This window comes from Micromonospora sp. NPDC000316, assembly GCF_042898885.1.
Lineage (GTDB): Bacteria > Actinomycetota > Actinomycetes > Mycobacteriales > Micromonosporaceae > Micromonospora.
On the sequence record NZ_JBIAZG010000012.1, the window covers coordinates 136,241 to 152,225 of the forward strand.

The following is a 15,985-nucleotide window of genomic DNA, read 5'->3' on the forward strand; positions in this document are numbered from 1 at the left end:
CGCCCGCCCGTCCGGCTACTCCTGCTCGGTCGCCGGTGTGAAGGTCACGCGCGAGCGGACCTGCCGAAAGCCGGTCCGTTCCAGCTCGGCCAGCACCGCGACCCGATGGGCGTCCACGTCGGCTGTCACCTCTCGGGCACCGTCCTCGGCCAGCAGGCGAACCGCCTCGACAAGCAACTCACCCCGGACGGCGTCGTCGAGCAGGCCGAGGTAGGCGATGAGTGGGAAGCAGGCGTCGCCGGTCGGTCTGACCAGGCCCACCGGCTCACCGTCGGCCGACCCGACCCGCCACTGCTCGGTCGAATCCCCCAGCCAGGCCAGGGGGTCCGTGGCCAGGTCGACTCCGCCGACCGCCTGAGCGGTCTCGACGCCGGTCAGCACGTCCGGCTCGGCCACCCGGGCGACGAGCGTGTTGATCTCCGCTTTGTCGAGGGGCGGACGGAACGTGTACCGCCCGGAGGTCGTCGGAAGTGGCGTGCCCGTCCACGAGCATCGCAACCGCTCGCCGCGCTCCACGAGCCCGGCCAGCCGAGCGGCCTCCATCGGGGCGCTGACCACGGCCAGCACCTCGGGCCGACGCCGCCAGTGCGCCGGCAGCGCGGCGTAATACGTGCCCGGACCTCCGAGCGCCTCGTGGGCGGCGCGTAGCAGCGCGGCACCCACCTCCGGCTCGGCGGCCAGGTCGAACCGATCCAGCCAGGGCGCCCCGACGGCCCCGGGCGGGAGGAGCCAGGCCGCCCGGCCGACCACCTGGCCGGCGCGCAGGGCCACCCAGGTGCGCTCGGGCCGGTAGCCGCCGCCGGCGATGCCATCGGCGTACGCGATTTTGCGCAGTTGGGGCAGCGGATCGGGCATGGAGTCGAACAGATTTTCCTCGCCCGCGACGAGCGGGCGGATGACCAGGTCGGTCATGGCAGGTCCTCCGGGAAGCGCGCGCCCCGGGTCAGATCCGCGTGGACGCCGGGGCGCGGAGGGGGCGCAGAACATCGGACATTGTTCTGACCTCCCCTCGGGCTCGACGGCGTGCCCGCGAAGTTACCCGACGCGCTCGCCGGCCACAAGCCAGGTGTTCGGGCTGCCCGCTCCGCAGCCGGCCTCGGTTACAGGGGTGGGTTGGTCTGCGCTCCGCGCCGGTGGGCCAGCCCGTCGGCGACCGCGATCCCGGCCAGGATCAGCGCCGCGACGGCAGCCACGGCGACCGGCGGAAGGAGCACCATGGGCGGGGCCGCCACGATCAGCAGCAGGACGCCCACCAGCAGCATCCGGCACCGCGGCCGGAGCGGGGACGGGCGCTCCAGATAGCTGCGCCCGATCAGGAACAGCACCGGGCCGCCGAAGATGATGGCCACGAGCGCCCAGTCGATCGGCGGGTCCGGGTCCTCGATGACCTGTCCGAAGCCGACAGCCGTGCAGATGATGCCGCCGACGATGAGCAGCAGGCTGAAACCCGCCGAATGGGCAAGCCGCAGCTCGTCCCCGGCCGACAATCCCGTCGCGGTCTGCCCCGGAGCGACGTGGTAGAAGTAGATCCGCCAGAACGCGACGACAGCCACGAACGCGGCGGTGAGGGTGACCGTCCGCGCGGTCGAGAAGCCCGGGAAGCTGACGGCGGCACCGGCTTCGAGCACCACCTCGGCCAACGCGATCATGAAGAACTGGTTGTACCGCTCCGCGAGGTGCACCTCGGAGATCGTGAGCATGCGGGTGAACCGTTGTGTGCCCAGGCGGGGCGCGGGCCAGTGACTTCCGGCGCCGATGACCTCGATGACGACGGCGATGGTCCAGAAGACCCCACGCCCCAGGCCGCCGCTGATGCCGCCGGCGATCCACAACACGCCGGACACGGCGTGCCAGGCCAGCACGCGGGCGGCCAGCAGCCCGCCGAGCTCACCCCGCAACGCCAGCGTCAGGTAGAGCGGCCGGCCGACCTGGATGATGACGTACGTGCACGCGAAGATCAGGCCCCGCTGGCCGAACGCCTGCGGCAGGGAGACCGCCAGCACCAGTGTGCCGAACATCGTCGCCAGCAGGATGACCTGGATGTCGCTGCGCCGGGGGTCGTAGCTGCTGGCCATCAGGGCGTTGAGGGACCAGATCATCCACATCGCCGTGAAGATCAGCAGTGTCTGACCCGCCTCCGACAGCAGCGTCTGCCGGACGATTGTCAGGTCGTCGGCGACGCGGCCGGCCAGGCGGGCCAGCGCGAAGACGTAGACGATGTCGAAGAGCAACTCCAGGACGGTCGCCCTACGCGGACTGCGACTGTCGGCCAGCCCGCGCGCCCAGGTACGCGTCAGCACGGCCCCACCCGCCTCCTCGCCGACGGTCCACCCCGTACCCGACGAGGCACTTTATCCTGATCTTTACCGGCTCCTGGCGGTAATGCGGGATCGGGCGGCGGCGGCCCGGGTCAGGCGCGGCTGGAGATCTGCTGCACCGCCCAGGCGTTGCCGTCCGGGTCGCTGAAGTAGATGAAGCCCACGTTGTCCAGCGGGTCCGGCACCGGACGCGGATTCTTGCCCATCACCTGGATCTCGCTGACCTCGACACCCCGCTCCACAAGCTCCGCGCGAGCCTTCTGCAGGTCGGGCACCACAAGTTGCAGCCCCTTGATCGAGCCGGGCGGCATGTCCGGCACCAGTCCCTTGCCGATGACTATGGAACAGCCCGAGCCCGGCGGCGTCAGCTGCACCAGCCGCGTGTCGTCGTTGATCGCTGTGTCGTGGTCCACAACGAAGCCGAGGCGGTCGGCGTAGAACTCCTTAGCGCGGTCCAGGTCCGCGACCGGTACGACCACCACTTCCAACGTCCAGTTCAACCGGCACTCCTCAAGTCGTGTGCTCTGGTCTCGCAATCGCTTCGGGGCCGAGCCCCGTCGCCGCCGTGCTGCCGACAGTATCGCCGCGACGCGTGCGTCACGCCTCGGAAACCGGCGTGTCCACATGGTCGCGCCACGAGTGCCGCGGCTCGTAGCCCAGGACCCGGCGTGCCTTGTCGATGCTGAGCAGTGTCTCGTGCTCGCCCAACTCGCCGCGGATCTCGACACCCGGGTAGACCTCCGCCATGAGGCTGGCACTGGACCTGGTCATGACGGTGTCGGCGTTGGCGATGATGAAGACGTCGGCACCGGGCCGGTCATGGGCGAGCGCCCGCTCGACCGCCTGGGCGCCGTCGCGGGCGTCGATGTAGCCCCACAGGTTCCACCGCCGCAGCCGCGGGTCGGCGTCGAACGAGGGGAAGGGCGCGTAGTCCTCGACGTCCATCACGTTGGAGAACCGCAGACCCACCATGACCAGCTCCGGGTCCCAGCGGCAGAAGTGCCGCGCCATCTCCTCCTCAAGGGCCTTGTTCAACGAGTACGTCGACTCCGGCCGCGGCGCGTACTCCTCGTCGACGGGCGCGTACGGCGGCGGGGTGTCGAACGGCAGCCCGAGCACCGTCTCACTCGACGCCCAGACGACCCGCTTGATGCCTGCCGCCCGGGCCGCCGCGAAGACGTTGTACGTGGCGGCGGAGTTGTTGGCGAACGTCCTCGCGTTGGACATCAGCCCCGGTGCCGGGACCGCCGCCAGATGCACTATCGCCTCGATGCCACCGGCGTGCTCGTCGGCACCCCCGGTGAACGCCTCCACCACCTGCCCGTAGTCGGTGAGGTCGACGAGGAGGAACTCGCCGTTCACGTCCCGGGGGTCGCGCCCGCCGGCACGGTCCACCGCGAGGACGTCGACACCCAGGCCGCGCAGGTGCGCGACCACCGCGCGGCCAAGCTTGCCGGTGGCGCCGGTGACGACGACGCGCCCGGGGAGTACGGAATCGGTCATGTCCCCCATCCTCTCCGGCGGGCTACGGCGTCGCGCGCCCGACCCACGCTTCGGGGACGCGGATCGGTCAGGAATCGAGAAGTACGCGCCGGTCGGCGTCCCTAGCATCATCGCCATGGACATCACCATTCACACCACAGCTCTTCCGCACGTCGACCCCGAGGCATCGCTTGCCTTCTACCGCGACGTGCTCGGCTTCGAGGTGCGCACCGACGTCGGGCAGGGCACGATGCGGTGGATCACCGTCGGCCCCGCCGGGCAGCCCGACGTGTCTATCCTCCTGGCGCCGCCGACGGCCGATCCCGGGATCACCGAGGACGAGCGCCGCATGATCGCCGAGATGATGGCCAAGGGCACCTACGGCTGGATTCTGCTGGCGACCCGCAATCTCGACGAGACCTTCGAGAAGGTGCAGGCCGGCGACGCCGAGGTCGTCCAGGAGCCGACCGAGCAGCCCTACGGCATCCGCGACTGCGCCTTCCGCGACCCGGCCGGCAACATGGTCCGCATTCAGGAGCTTCGCTGAGCCGCCCGCCCCGCATCCTCCGTCGCCGGGTGAAGGGTGTTCGCACCTCCGTGCGGGCGCCCTTCGCGACTGTCGTCGGCTCGGCTGACCGTTTCGCCCGTTGGCAGGCGTCCCGGCGTGCATCGCCCCGCCGGGTGCGTAACGTGCAGGGGTAACGCTCACGCGAGGAGGAGACGCCCATGTCCAAGCCACCGCTGCCCGAACCCGCGATCGCCATGCTGCGCAAGCCGAACCCGGCCGTCATGACGACCCTCCAGTCGGGTGGTCAGCCGGTGTCGGCCGCCACCTGGTACCTGTGGGAGGACGGTCGGGTTCTGGTGAACATGGACGCGAGCCGCCGCCGGCTGGACCACATCCGGAACGACCCCCGGGTCTCCCTCACGGTGCTGGACGAGGACGGCTGGTACACCCACGTCAGCATCATCGGGCACGTCGCCGAACTGCGTGCCGACGAGGGCCTCGCGGACATCGACCGGTTGTCACAGCACTACACGGGTAGCGACTATCCACGGCGGGAGCGCGATCGGGTCAGCGCCCTGATCGAGATCGACCGCTGGCACGGCTGGGGCGCGCTCAAGGACAACAGCCAGGTCGGCTGACGCCGGTCGAGCAGCCGGAACTCCCGTGGGCTACGTCGTCACGGTGGTGGCGGCCCGGGCGCCGACGCGGTTCACCAGGTAGCCGAAGGCCGCCGCGGTGAAGAACATGACGATGCCGTAGACCGCGCCCGGGATCGCCATCTGGGTGCTGTTGAGCAGCGCCGGACTGAGGGCGATCGTGATGGCGAGTGTGCTGTTGTGGATGCCGATCTCGAACCCGGCGGCCGTCGCGGCGCTCCGCTCGACGCCGGCCAGCCGGGGCACCCCGTACCCGATGGCGAGGCTCAGCAGGTTGAACGCGAGGACGGCCAGGCCGACCGAGACGAAGTAGTCGGCGATGTTCTCGCGTTCGCCGAGCACCGCGCCGGCGATCACCGCGACGAGCACGACGACGGACAGCACCCGGACCGGGCGGTTCAGACGCTCGGCGACCTGCGGCGCCCGGGCCCGGATCAGCATGCCGAGGGCGACCGGGACGAGCACGATGGCGAAGACCTGGAGCACCTTGTCGAACTGCAGGCCGATGCTGCGCCCGTCGGGCAGGAAGTACGCCGCCGACAGGTTGACCAGGATCGGCAGGGTGAAGACGGCCAGCACCGAGTTGATGGCGGTCAGGGTGATGTTGAGGGCGACGTGCCCGCCGAACAGGTGGCTGAAGAGGTTGGCCGTCGTGCCGCCGGGGGACGCGGCCAGCAGCATCATGCCGACGGCCAACTCCGGTGCCAGGTCGAAGGCAAGGACGAGGCCGAAGCAGAGCGCGGGCAGCACCAGCACCTGACACACCAGGGCGATGACGGCGGCTCTCGGATGCTGGGCCACCCGGCGGAAGTCCTCAGTGGTCAGCCCGAGACCCAGACCGAGCATGATGACGCCGAGGGCGATGGGCAGACCGATCAGTGTCAATGCTGAGTCCATGGCACAACATCGTTACCACCAGGTAACGCAGTCGCAATCCCCCATCTGGCCGGACGGCCCTTGACCGTGGACGGTGATCGGCTTAACTTCATCAATCAGATAAGTCTCTTAACTAATTCTGCTTGATACCTCGTGGGAGTGTGCCCATGCGACCATTCCGCCACCGCCGCCTCACCGCAGTCGTCGCCCTGGCGACCCTGCTTGTCACCGCCGCCCCGCCCGCCGCCGCGAGCGCGGGAGGCAAACCCGACCGGGCCGGCTATCACCGGGTCGGTTACTTCACCCAGTGGGGCATCTACGGCCGGGCCTTCCCCGTCAAGAAGCTCGAAACCTCCGGGGCGGCGAGCCGCCTCACCCACCTCAACTACGCCTTCGGTAACGTCAGCGAGGACGGCCGCTGCTATGTGGACGGTGGGCCGGGCGAGGGCGACGCCTGGGCCGACTACCAGCGGCCGGTGCCGGCCGAGGAGAGCGTCGACGGTGTCGCCGACGCCCCGGGTCAGGCCCTCAACGGCAACTTCGGCCAGCTCGCCAAGCTCAAGGCCAAGCACCCCAAGTTGAAGGTGCTCATCTCGCTGGGCGGGTGGAGCTGGTCGACGTACTTCTCGAACGCCGCCCGCACCGACGCCTCCCGCAAGGCGTTCGTCGCGTCCTGCATCGACATCTACCTCAAGGGCAACCTGCCGGGCAGCCCGGGTGCCGCGGCCGGCGTCTTCGACGGCATCGATCTCGACTGGGAGTGGCCCAACTGGGACGGTGAGCCCGGCAACGTCATCCGCCCGGAGGACCGGGAGAACTTCACCAAGCTGCTCGCCGAATTCCGCCGGCAACTCGACGGGTACGGCCGCACGACCCGCGCCCACCACCCGCTTAGCGCGTTCCTGCCGGCCAACCCGGCCACGATGGACGCCGGCTACGAGGGCCGCAAGATCTTCAAGTACCTGGACTTCGCCACAGTGCAGGGCTACGACTTCCACGGCGGCTGGGACGCGAAGGCCAACCAGCAGTCGGCGCTGCGCGTGCCCCGGGGCGCGCCGGACAACCCGGACTTCTCCGCCGAGGTGGCGATCGACGGTTGGATCAGCCGTGGCGCGCCGCGCGGCAAACTCGTTCTCGGCATCCCGTACTACGGCCGGGGTTGGACAGGCATCACCGGCGGCGGCAACGGCCTCTTCCAGCCGGCCACCGGGCCCGCACCGGCCACGTTCGAGGCCGGCTACGAGGACTACAAGAAGCTCAAGACCCTGGCCGGCAACGGCTTCACAGTGCACCGCGACCTGCGCGCCGGGCACGCCTGGCTGTTCGACGGTACGACGCTGTGGACGTACGACGATCCGGCCGTCGTGTTGCAGAAGACGCTCTACATCCGGGCGGCCGGCCTGGGTGGCGCGATGATGTGGTCGCTCGACGGTGACGACGACAACGCCACGCTGACCAAGACGATCGGCCTCGGGCTGACCACCTGGTAGGCGTACCCCCCTCGACCCGGCCCGCCGTCGACCGTTCATCCGATCGACGGCGGGCCGGCTTCACCTCACTGGCTGCTCCAACGATCGCTGTACCGCAGGGCCGGCCTTCCGTCAGCTCGTGTGGGCAGCCGATCCTCGTTCGGCCCCGGCGGGGTGACCCCGTGCAGCGTGGCACCCGCGAAGTGCGAGAGGGCGTGCAGGATCTCCGCCCGGCTGTGCGGGAAGTGCCGGAGGTCGGCCACTGGAAAGCCACCCAACTGTGTGGAGTAGGTGAACTCGCGTGGCTTCTCCACCTCGGGATAGTCCCGTTTGAAGGCGATGACGAGGACGTTGCCGGCGACGAAGATCCGGTCGAGGTGGTGCCAGGCGATGAACCTGTTGTGTGTGCTGGTCTGGATGCCGATGCCCTGCCTGGAGAGCGCGACGACGAGCGGCCGTCTCGCCAGAGCGAGGTGGCCGGTCACCACGTCCTCGAGTTGGGAGACGACCAGAAAGCCGATCACAAGGATCCCGGTCACCGTCCACAGCAGCCCGAGGGTGTGGCTCTCGAGCAGTTGCCACCACAGGGTTCCCTCCTCCGCCGGACCCGGATTCGCGTACAGGAGAACGCCGACCGTGGTGGCGAGCGCAACCGGGGTACGCCACCACATATTCACCCGACGGCTCCCGAGCCACCATGCGAACCAGGCGAGGACGCAGGCACTGAACGGAACGGCGATGATCATTTCGTCACCGAAAATGGGCGTCAGAACCCAGACGATGACCGTCACGAGCAGGATCACGACGACCAAACCCCAGGTAACGATGGCCAGTCCCCACTTGATCCTTGCAACTCCCGGGAACCCATCCCGCACATCGCCCGCAGCGGTGGCTGCCAACGCGGTGACGATCGCCGCAGCACCCAGTTCCATGAACGTGAGCATCAGGTTACCGTCGACCCACCCCACCTGGTCCGGCACGAACTTCGAGACGACGAACCATCCCAGCAGCAGGACGAGCCACACGGCTTCGACGCCGGCGGCCTGCGTCAGCCGTCGCCAATGTGCCCTCAGCAGTTCGCGATGCAACGGGTGAAACAGCCGCTGCGGTCGGCTGAGTGTGTCGATCACCGGCCGGGTTTCGGCCGAGGTGGGCAGGCCGACCGCTGGCGTGGCGACGGGCGGTTCTTTCGCTGGCTGATCCTCGGCCACCGGCGCGGCCGCAGTTGCGAGGGCGGGGCGCAACACCAGGTCGGCCGCGAGGTCGGTGTTGCGTTGACGTGGACGGGGCAGGCCCTGGCTGGGCAGGGTCACCGCCAGGTGCCGGTACACGGCGCTCAGGGTGAGGTCTTCCCCGTCGGGATGGCCGTCGCGCACCGGAGGTCCATGCCGCAGCAGGCTCAGCAACTCGCCGGTGAACGCCGTGTGCTCCGCGCCGACCGGGGCGATGGCGACGACGTTGTCGGAGGTAGCGGTCAGGGTGAACGTCCCCTGGATCTCGCTACGGTCAGCCAACCCGTTCTCGACATCGGCGGCGGACATGGTGTTGAGCGCGCGGCCCGCGAAGCAGCAGTCGAGGATCAACACCCGGGTACGCGCGGGGCTGTCCCGCATCGCGTCCCGGATCCAGCTGAACGGGATGGCCGTGTACTTCAACCAGTCCGGTCGGGGGTTCGTGCCCGACAGCGCGAGGAATAACTCCCCGTTGTCGTCCAGGAGCCCATGGCCGGCGTAGTAGACCAGCAACAGGTCCTCCGCCTCGCCACAGCGCTCCGCGATGGTCACGCCCGCCTCGCCCGGATGCGAGAGATCGAGGAGCTGCGTGCAGCGTTCCACGGAGACCAGGTCGACCGGCCCGGTGGTGAGCAGCCGGGCCATCTCGGTCACGTTCGCCCGTACGGCGGGCAGATCGTCGAGTGCCTGTTGGCTGTGCGTGGCAGTGCCGATCAGCAGCGCGGTCGACCTGGTCGGGTCGGGGCGGCTCACCTGTCGTTCGTCTCGACAGCCGGTTCGTGATCGGCCAGCGCCCGCACGGCAGCCTCAATGAGCGCGGTGACCTGGTCCATGTCACGGGCCCGGCGTACGTCCAACTCGGCCGACGAGCCGTCCGGAAGGGTCAGCCTCACCGTCACGTCCTCGCGGCGGTGGGTCAACCATCCGGCGATGGCCTGCACCAGCACCATGACCGCGCCGCCACTGCCGACCGCCACCAACAGCACGTCGGTGGCCCCGGCCGACATCTCGTCGGTCCGAGCCGTCGAGCCGGGCGCCGGCGCGGCGGTCACGTGCCCGCGGAGCCGGTCCTCGGCGCGCAGCCAGGACGCCAGGGATCGCTGAGCATCGGCAGAGGGCAGATCCGGGTCGACCGAGAGCGTGATCGTCTGCTGAGACGCGGGCACGGTCCTCTCCTTCCGGCGAAGGCAAACCCCACTCCCACATCCTGCCAGCCGGGTTGCCTTCGGGCAGCCCCACACAGTCACCGAAGTCGATCAGCTCTTGACCGTCGTGTCGACCGGTTCATAGGCTCCGGCCACTGCGAGGCTCTTCCCCAGAAGGGAACCCGAGACATGCCCTCATCGACGCGTCCGTTCTGGATGGTTCCTCCGAAACGGCTGGCGGGTGCCGCCACCATCGCACTCCTGCTCGGCATGACTCCCCTGCTCAGCGGCACCGCCGCCAGCGCCGCGCGACCCTCCCCGTGCCGCGACGACCCGACGGCCCGACTCAGCACGGTGCCCAGCCCGGAGTCCGTGCTCGGTTTCCCGCTCGGCGCGGGTCAGGAGCGGGTCGTCACCAACGACGAGGTGCGGAGCTACCTCGGGGCCGTCGACAGCGCCTCCGACCGGGTCGTCACCGGCGTGACGGCGACAAGCGTGCTCGGCCAGCCGCTGCCGTACGCGGTGGTCTCCAACGAGCGCAACGTGCGGCCGGCCACGCTGCGGAAGATCGCCGACGACGTACGGGACCTGCGCGACCCCCGCCGGACCAGCGCCCGGACGGCCGCCCGGACCGCGAAGGACAGCCCGGCCATCGTCTGGGTCACCGCGAACGTGCACGGCGGCGAGAAGAGCGGCACCGACGCGGCGCTCAAGACGCTCTACGAGTTGGCGTCGGGCCTGTCCTGCGATGTGGCCGAGCGCAACGACAACCTGGTCACCATCATCGTCCCGACGCAGAACCCGGACGGCCGCGACGCGACCCGTCGGCAGAACGAGTACGGCTTCGACATGAACCGGGACTGGTTCGCCCGCACCCAGCAGGAGACCGACGGCAAGCTCGAACTGCTGCGCCGCTACCCGCCGCAGGTCTTCATCGACGCCCACGAGATGGGCGGCCGGCAGTACTTCTTCCCGCCCAACGCCGACCCGATCCACCACGAGATCGCCGGCGAGGCGGTGGACTGGATCAACCGGATCGGCGAGGCCAACAAGGCAGGCTTCGGCTACAACGGCGCCTGCGACGACACCGTCACCACCGAGTGCTACTTCAACTACGACACGTACGACATGTTCTTCATGGGCTACGGCGACACCGTGCCGACCACAGGCTTCGGTGCGGCGGGCATGACGTACGAGAAGGGCAGCGCCTCGGCGGTGGCCGACCGGGTGCAGCAGCAGTTCCACACCCAGTGGTCGACGCTCGGCTGGGCCGCCGCCAACAAGCGCGAGGTGCTCGGCGGCTACTTCGACATCTGGACCGACGCGCTGGCCCAGGGCAGGGCGGGCACGCTGGAGCCCAACGAGGTCGTGCAGCCCACAAACGAGGTCCAGTTCCCGGTGCCGGACGTCAAGGTCCGCTCGTACTTCCTGCTGCCCGACCGGCAGCTCGCCGACGTCCGGCAACTCGTCGAGCGGCTGCGCCGGATGGACGTCGAGGTGTACGAGGTGCAGAAGCCGACCCGGGTGCCCAGCGCCCGGATCTTCGGCGGCCGGAGCGCCACGAACGTGACGGTGCCCAAGGGCGCGTACTGGATCCCGATGGACCAGCCGCAGAAACACTGGATCCAGGCCATCATGGGCGAGGACCCGTACGTCCCGTTCCCGTACTTCTACGACGTGTCGTCCTGGAGCAACCCGCTGCTGATGGGCGTCTCCGCCCTCTACACGCCTGACAACGTCCGGCCGAAGGCCCAACTGGTCCGCAAGGTCACGGGCGGGCGGTCCGGGGTGGCGTGGCCGTGGGGCTCGTACACGTACAAGCTGGATTCGGCGGCAGCAGCGGAGTTCACCTTCACCCTGCTCGGTCGCGGCGTGCCCCTCGTGCGTGACCTGAGGACAAACACGGTGGCCATCGCGGCGAGCAAACTGACCCGCACGGTCGACGACCTGGCCGAATCGCTCGGCGTCACCCTGGCCCCGGGCGGACGGCCCACCGGCACGCGTCTCGAACTGCCCGACGTCGGGCTGTTCCAGGGCACCGGCATCTCCACCACCTCGGGCTCGCACGGCGAGGCCCGGTACGTGCTCGGCAAACGGTGGGGCCTCGACCTCACGCCCGTCACCACCGCCGACATCAACGACAACACCGAGGCGTTCACCGGCCGTACGGTGTTGCTGGTGCCCGACGGCAGCAGCGCCACCGGCGGGCTCACCGCCACCGGGCAGGCCAACCTGCGCGACTGGATCGCGCAGGGCCACACCTACCTCGGGTTGCGCAACGAGGGCACCCGGCTGGCCCGCGCGGCAGGGCTCACCTCCACCACCGAGAAGCCCAAGCCAGCCGACTACCTGGTGATCGGCTCCCACCTGCGAGTCGACGTCGACCGCGACAGCCCTGTCGCGCTGGGCCGTCCCGCCGAGGACTTCGAGTTCAACAACAGCGACCCGATCCTCAACCCGAGCACCACCGGGACGAACGTGCTCACCTATCCGACGGGCGACACGTTCTGGGCCAACGGCTACACAGTGGGCGCGGACGCGCTCAAGGGCACTGCCGCGGTGGTGGACGAGCCGACCGGGGCGGGTCGGGCGGTGCTGTTCGCGTTCAATCCGCTCTTCCGGGCGTACAACGAGAATGGTCTGCACCTGGTGGCAAACGCGCTGCTCTACCCGGCCGCCGCGACCACGCCGGACGCCCGGCGCTCGGCCGCGGTCGACCCGGCGCGCGTCAGCGCCGCCGCCGCGCCGGTCACGGCGGACCTGGGTGGCGGGTGGCGGCCCATCACCATCCAGGTCGCGGCCACGGACCTGCCGCGCGCCCAGGCGATCGTCGAACGCTTCACCACCGACGCCCAGGCGTCCGCGAAGGACGGCTCGGCGTACGTCGTGATCCCCAACCCGGAGGGACGCCAGGCCGACGAACATCCGTTCCTGAATGATTTGGTACGGGCGCTTCGTGACGCCCGAGTGCCGCTGCGGTCCGTGGTCGGCTGACCAACAGCGGCGAATCCGCGCGGAACGGGTCGAGCGACAAGGCTTCCGGCATGCTGCCCGCCGATGACGCCGACGCGCTCGACTGGCTCGCCTTCGAGCAGGCGGGCGTTCTGACGACCGCGCAGGTCTCCGGGCTGCTCAGCGCGGGGGCGGTGCGGGGGCGGATCCGCTCCGGTCGATGGCGGTCGATATCCCGAGGCATCCTGCTGACCGGGAACGGTCGACTCACCCGCGACCAGCAACTCTGGGTGGCGGTGCTGGCCGCCGGCCCGGGAGCGGTGCTGGCCGGGGTGACCGCCGCCGCCGAGGCCGGAGTACGAGGGCTGCGGCGCGAGCCGCTGCACGTGTTGGTGCCGGCCGCACGTCGCGCCGCACGGACCAGCCTGCGCCAACTCCCGATTGACATGCCCCCGGTCCTGGTGCACCGCACGTCGGTACTGCTCGACGCCCATCTCCAACTCGCGCGACCACCGCGCACCACGACGGCCCGAGCCCTCGTCGACGCGGCGGGTTGGGCGTCCGGCGTGGACGAGGCGCAGGCGATCCTGGCGGCCGGCTGCCAGCAGCGCCGAGTGCTGCCCGAGGAGTTGGAGGCGGTGCTCGACGTCCTGCCCCGGGCACCCCGCCGCCGGCTGATCCGGCAAACAACCGCCGACATCGCGGGCGGCGCGCAGGCGCTCTCCGAGATCGACTTCCTGCGGTTGTGCCGCCGCCATCGGCTGCCCGCGCCGGACCTTCAGGAACATCGGGTCGACGCGGCGGGTCGGAACCGCTGGCTGGACGCGTACTGGCGGCAGTGGCGGGTGCAGGTCGAGATCGACGGCGCGCACCACATGGACGCCCGACAGTGGGCGGCCGACATGCGCCGGCAGAACGACGTCTGGACCAGCGGCGATCGAATCCTGCGCTTCCCGGCCTGGCTGGTCCGCTCCCGCCCCGACGAGGTCGCCGCGACGGTCCGCCGCGCCCTGATCGCCGCCGGCTGGACCCCGACCGCACCCCTACGCCACCCGGCCCAGACGTGATTCTTGGACAGTTTCCGTTAGCGCGTAACGGAAACTGTCCAAGATCTGCGCCGTGGTCCGGCTGGTCCGGCTGGCCCGGGGATCGGGCCAGCCGGACCGCTGCGTCAGTCTGTCGCGCAGACCGTGCCGTTGAGGGTGAAGGCGGTGGGCAGCACGTTCGGGCCGCTGTACGCGCCGACGAAGCCGGCGCTCACGCTCGCCCCGGGGGCGATCTGCCGGTTGTCGTCGGTCGGTGTGACACGCACGGCCGCGCCGACCTGCTCCCAGTTGGCGCTCCAGCCGCTGCTCACCTGCTGCCAGCCGGTCGGCCAGGTCCAGGTGAGCGTCCAGCCGGTGATCGGCCCCGTACCGTTGTTGATGATCTCGACGCCGCCGATGTAGCCGTTGCCCCAGTCGTTGTTGGTGGTGAAGCGGACCGTGCAGGCGCTCGTGGCCGGGCTGCCGGTGGCGAACGTCAGCGGCGGCGAGGACCACGACACCCGGCCGGCGGTGTCGCGGGCCAAGACATTTACCGTGTACCTGCTGCCGGGCACCAGATTGCCCACCGTGAACGAGAGGCCCGCCGTCTCGCCGAGCTGCTCGCTGACGGCGCCGTTCTGCCGGTACACCTCGTACTTGGCGATCGGGCTGCCGCCCGGCGTGGCCGCCGGCCAGGTGATCGTGGCGGCCCGGTCCGTGACGCCACTGGCGGTGGGCTGGCCCGGGGCCGTCGGCCGTCCGGCGGTCGCGCCGGCCGGGCGCAGAACGAGCGTGGTCAATGAGTACGGCGGCAGCGTCCGACTGGTCGCGGAGCCGGACTGGCTGGTGGCGATGCCCGTCGCCCCGTTGGTGAGGGTGGAGACCGTCGGCGCGGCTGCCGACGGGGTGAAGCCCGCGTAGTCGATGGTGATCGGGTGCGCGTTGTCCGGGTCCTTGTTCAGCAGCAACACCGCGAGGTCGCCGTTGGCCCGACGTACGGCGTGCGCGGTGACAAGCGGCTCCGTAGTGCCGGCGCGGACGAACTGGTCGCCGGTCTTGGCGAACAGCTTCATCATGGTCAGCCCGTGGTACGGCGCGAACGGCGTGTTCAGCGGCGGCTGACACACCGAGCCGTCCTCGGTGCAGGCGCCGCTGGACAGCAGACCGAAGTCGCCGTAGTCGGTCTGGCCCGCCACCTCCGACACCGTGCCCATACCGTTGTGCACGTTCCACCACTGGACGGTGAAGACGCCGCTGGCCAGCAGCCCGCTGTAGACGTCGGCCAGGAACAGCGCGGCCGGCTGGGTGGTGCGGCCCACGTCGACGTTCAGCTCGGTGAAGCTGATGCCGATGCGCGCGGCGTTCGGGCCCGCGTACCGGGTGAGCTGCTCGCGGAGCAGGAAGGTGGCGTCGGGAAGGTGGTTGGTCCGGGCCAGCGAGTCGGCGGCGGTGCCACCCGGGTACCAGTGCACGTCCACGAAATCGATCTTCGGGCCGGCGATGGAGAGGACTGTCTGGTTCCACGGGCCCGGGTCACTGCCGGCGGTGATCCCGTCCGGCCAGTTGCCCGGCATCGTCAACACCGCGCCGACCTTGATGCTCGGGTCGACAGCCTTCATCGCGTCGGCGTACTCGACGACAAGCCGCGCGTACTGGCTGGCGCTCTTGTCCGGGTGGTCGTCCGCCTCCCACGCCGAGCCGTAGTGGCCGTTGCCGTAGTTCTCGTTGCCGACGGTCCAGTACCGCGCGCCGTAGCCCTTTGTCACGTTGGCGTACCGCACCCAGTCGGCCGCCTCGGTGGGGGTGCCGGTGCCGTAGTTCGCGATGATCATCGGCTGGGCGCCGGCCCGCTTGACCGCCGCCATGAAGGTGTCGAAGTCGGTGTTCGGCGCGACGTACCCGCCGGGGGCGGTGTGGTCCTTCCAGTGGTAGATGTCGGCGTACGAGCCACCGGGGTAGCGCATCATCTGCACACCGGCGTCGCGCAGCAGGTCCGTCGTCGCGGCCGTGCCCAGGTTCTGGTCCCAGATGGCATGGTTGACGCCCAACGCCGTGTCGGGCACTGTGGCCAGCCCTGCGCGGGCGTTCACTGTCACGGCGACCGGGTCGGCTGCCGCGCTTGCGGTGGAGGGGGTGATGCCGGCGAGCACTCCCGCGGCGAGCACCAGGCTCGCCACGAGCGTCACGCGGCTTTTGGGGTTACGCATGGGCTGGGTTCCTTCACGGAGAACGAACAGTGAGTCACCCGTCCGTCCGGGAGCCCTGATCGGACCCCGGATGCCCGTTGGACGGGTGTCAGCTCCCCGCGCGGAAGTTATCGAC

Annotated in this window: 13 protein-coding genes; 5 read left to right on the forward strand and 8 right to left on the reverse strand. The window is 70.0% G+C overall.

Annotation, left to right across the window (positions count from 1 at the left end):
• Positions 1-15: 15 nt before the first annotated feature.
• The 4 genes from ACFY2Q_RS22055 to ACFY2Q_RS22070 all read right to left on the reverse strand — a co-directional run bounded on the left by ACFY2Q_RS22055 (position 16) and on the right by ACFY2Q_RS22070 (position 3,821).
• A complete protein-coding gene (locus ACFY2Q_RS22055) occupies positions 16-912 on the reverse strand; it encodes an acetyltransferase (protein ID WP_387133128.1) in 897 nt (298 codons plus the stop codon).
• A gap of 188 nt (positions 913-1,100) precedes the next feature.
• Positions 1,101-2,300 (reverse strand): low temperature requirement protein A, encoded by a 1,200-nt coding sequence (locus ACFY2Q_RS22060; RefSeq protein WP_387133131.1) that lies wholly within the window; start codon positions 2,298-2,300, stop codon positions 1,101-1,103.
• A gap of 110 nt (positions 2,301-2,410) precedes the next feature.
• On the reverse strand, positions 2,411-2,818 hold the full coding sequence (locus ACFY2Q_RS22065) for a VOC family protein (RefSeq protein WP_387133134.1): 408 nt from the start codon (positions 2,816-2,818) through the stop codon (positions 2,411-2,413).
• Positions 2,819-2,915: 97 nt separating this feature from the next.
• Complete coding sequence (locus tag ACFY2Q_RS22070) at positions 2,916-3,821, reverse strand: NAD-dependent epimerase/dehydratase family protein (protein WP_387133137.1); 906 nt, start codon at positions 3,819-3,821, stop codon at positions 2,916-2,918.
• A gap of 115 nt (positions 3,822-3,936) precedes the next feature.
• On the opposite strand from ACFY2Q_RS22070, the gene ACFY2Q_RS22075 reads away from it, so the two are divergent.
• On the forward strand, positions 3,937-4,347 hold the full coding sequence (locus ACFY2Q_RS22075; protein WP_387133140.1) for a VOC family protein: 411 nt from the start codon (positions 3,937-3,939) through the stop codon (positions 4,345-4,347).
• 179 nt (positions 4,348-4,526) lie between these two features.
• The gene (locus ACFY2Q_RS22080; protein ID WP_387133142.1) at positions 4,527-4,946 is read left to right on the forward strand and encodes a PPOX class F420-dependent oxidoreductase; all 420 of its coding nucleotides are present in this window, start codon (positions 4,527-4,529) and stop codon (positions 4,944-4,946) included.
• Between the two features lie 30 nt (positions 4,947-4,976).
• Here the strand turns inward: ACFY2Q_RS22080 and ACFY2Q_RS22085 are convergent, their stop codons facing one another.
• Positions 4,977-5,861: a bile acid:sodium symporter family protein gene (locus ACFY2Q_RS22085; RefSeq protein ID WP_387133145.1), complete on the reverse strand. Its 885-nt coding sequence runs from the start codon at positions 5,859-5,861 to the stop codon at positions 4,977-4,979.
• Between the two features lie 146 nt (positions 5,862-6,007).
• On the opposite strand from ACFY2Q_RS22085, the gene ACFY2Q_RS22090 reads away from it, so the two are divergent.
• Positions 6,008-7,330 (forward strand): glycoside hydrolase family 18 protein, encoded by a 1,323-nt coding sequence (locus tag ACFY2Q_RS22090; protein ID WP_387133148.1) that lies wholly within the window; start codon positions 6,008-6,010, stop codon positions 7,328-7,330.
• Positions 7,331-7,395: 65 nt separating this feature from the next.
• Here ACFY2Q_RS22090 and ACFY2Q_RS22095 read toward each other — a convergent pair whose 3' ends face one another.
• A complete protein-coding gene (locus tag ACFY2Q_RS22095) occupies positions 7,396-9,294 on the reverse strand; it encodes a caspase domain-containing protein (RefSeq protein ID WP_387133152.1) in 1,899 nt (632 codons plus the stop codon).
• The gene (locus ACFY2Q_RS22100; RefSeq protein WP_387133155.1) at positions 9,291-9,707 is read right to left on the reverse strand and encodes a hypothetical protein; all 417 of its coding nucleotides are present in this window, start codon (positions 9,705-9,707) and stop codon (positions 9,291-9,293) included. Before ACFY2Q_RS22100 ends, ACFY2Q_RS22095 begins: the two co-directional genes overlap by 4 nt.
• 168 nt (positions 9,708-9,875) lie before the next feature.
• On the opposite strand from ACFY2Q_RS22100, the gene ACFY2Q_RS22105 reads away from it, so the two are divergent.
• Positions 9,876-12,680 carry a M14 family zinc carboxypeptidase gene (locus ACFY2Q_RS22105; RefSeq protein ID WP_387133157.1) on the forward strand — a complete coding sequence of 935 codons (2,805 nt, stop codon included), beginning with the start codon at positions 9,876-9,878 and terminating at the stop codon, positions 12,678-12,680.
• Positions 12,681-12,730: 50 nt separating this feature from the next.
• Entirely contained in the window at positions 12,731-13,705 is a 975-nt protein-coding gene (locus ACFY2Q_RS22110; RefSeq protein ID WP_387133160.1) for a hypothetical protein, read from the forward strand.
• 104 nt (positions 13,706-13,809) lie between these two features.
• Here the strand turns inward: ACFY2Q_RS22110 and ACFY2Q_RS22115 are convergent, their stop codons facing one another.
• Positions 13,810-15,870 carry a cellulose binding domain-containing protein gene (locus tag ACFY2Q_RS22115; protein ID WP_387133163.1) on the reverse strand — a complete coding sequence of 687 codons (2,061 nt, stop codon included), beginning with the start codon at positions 15,868-15,870 and terminating at the stop codon, positions 13,810-13,812.
• Between the last annotated feature and the right edge of the window lie 115 nt (positions 15,871-15,985).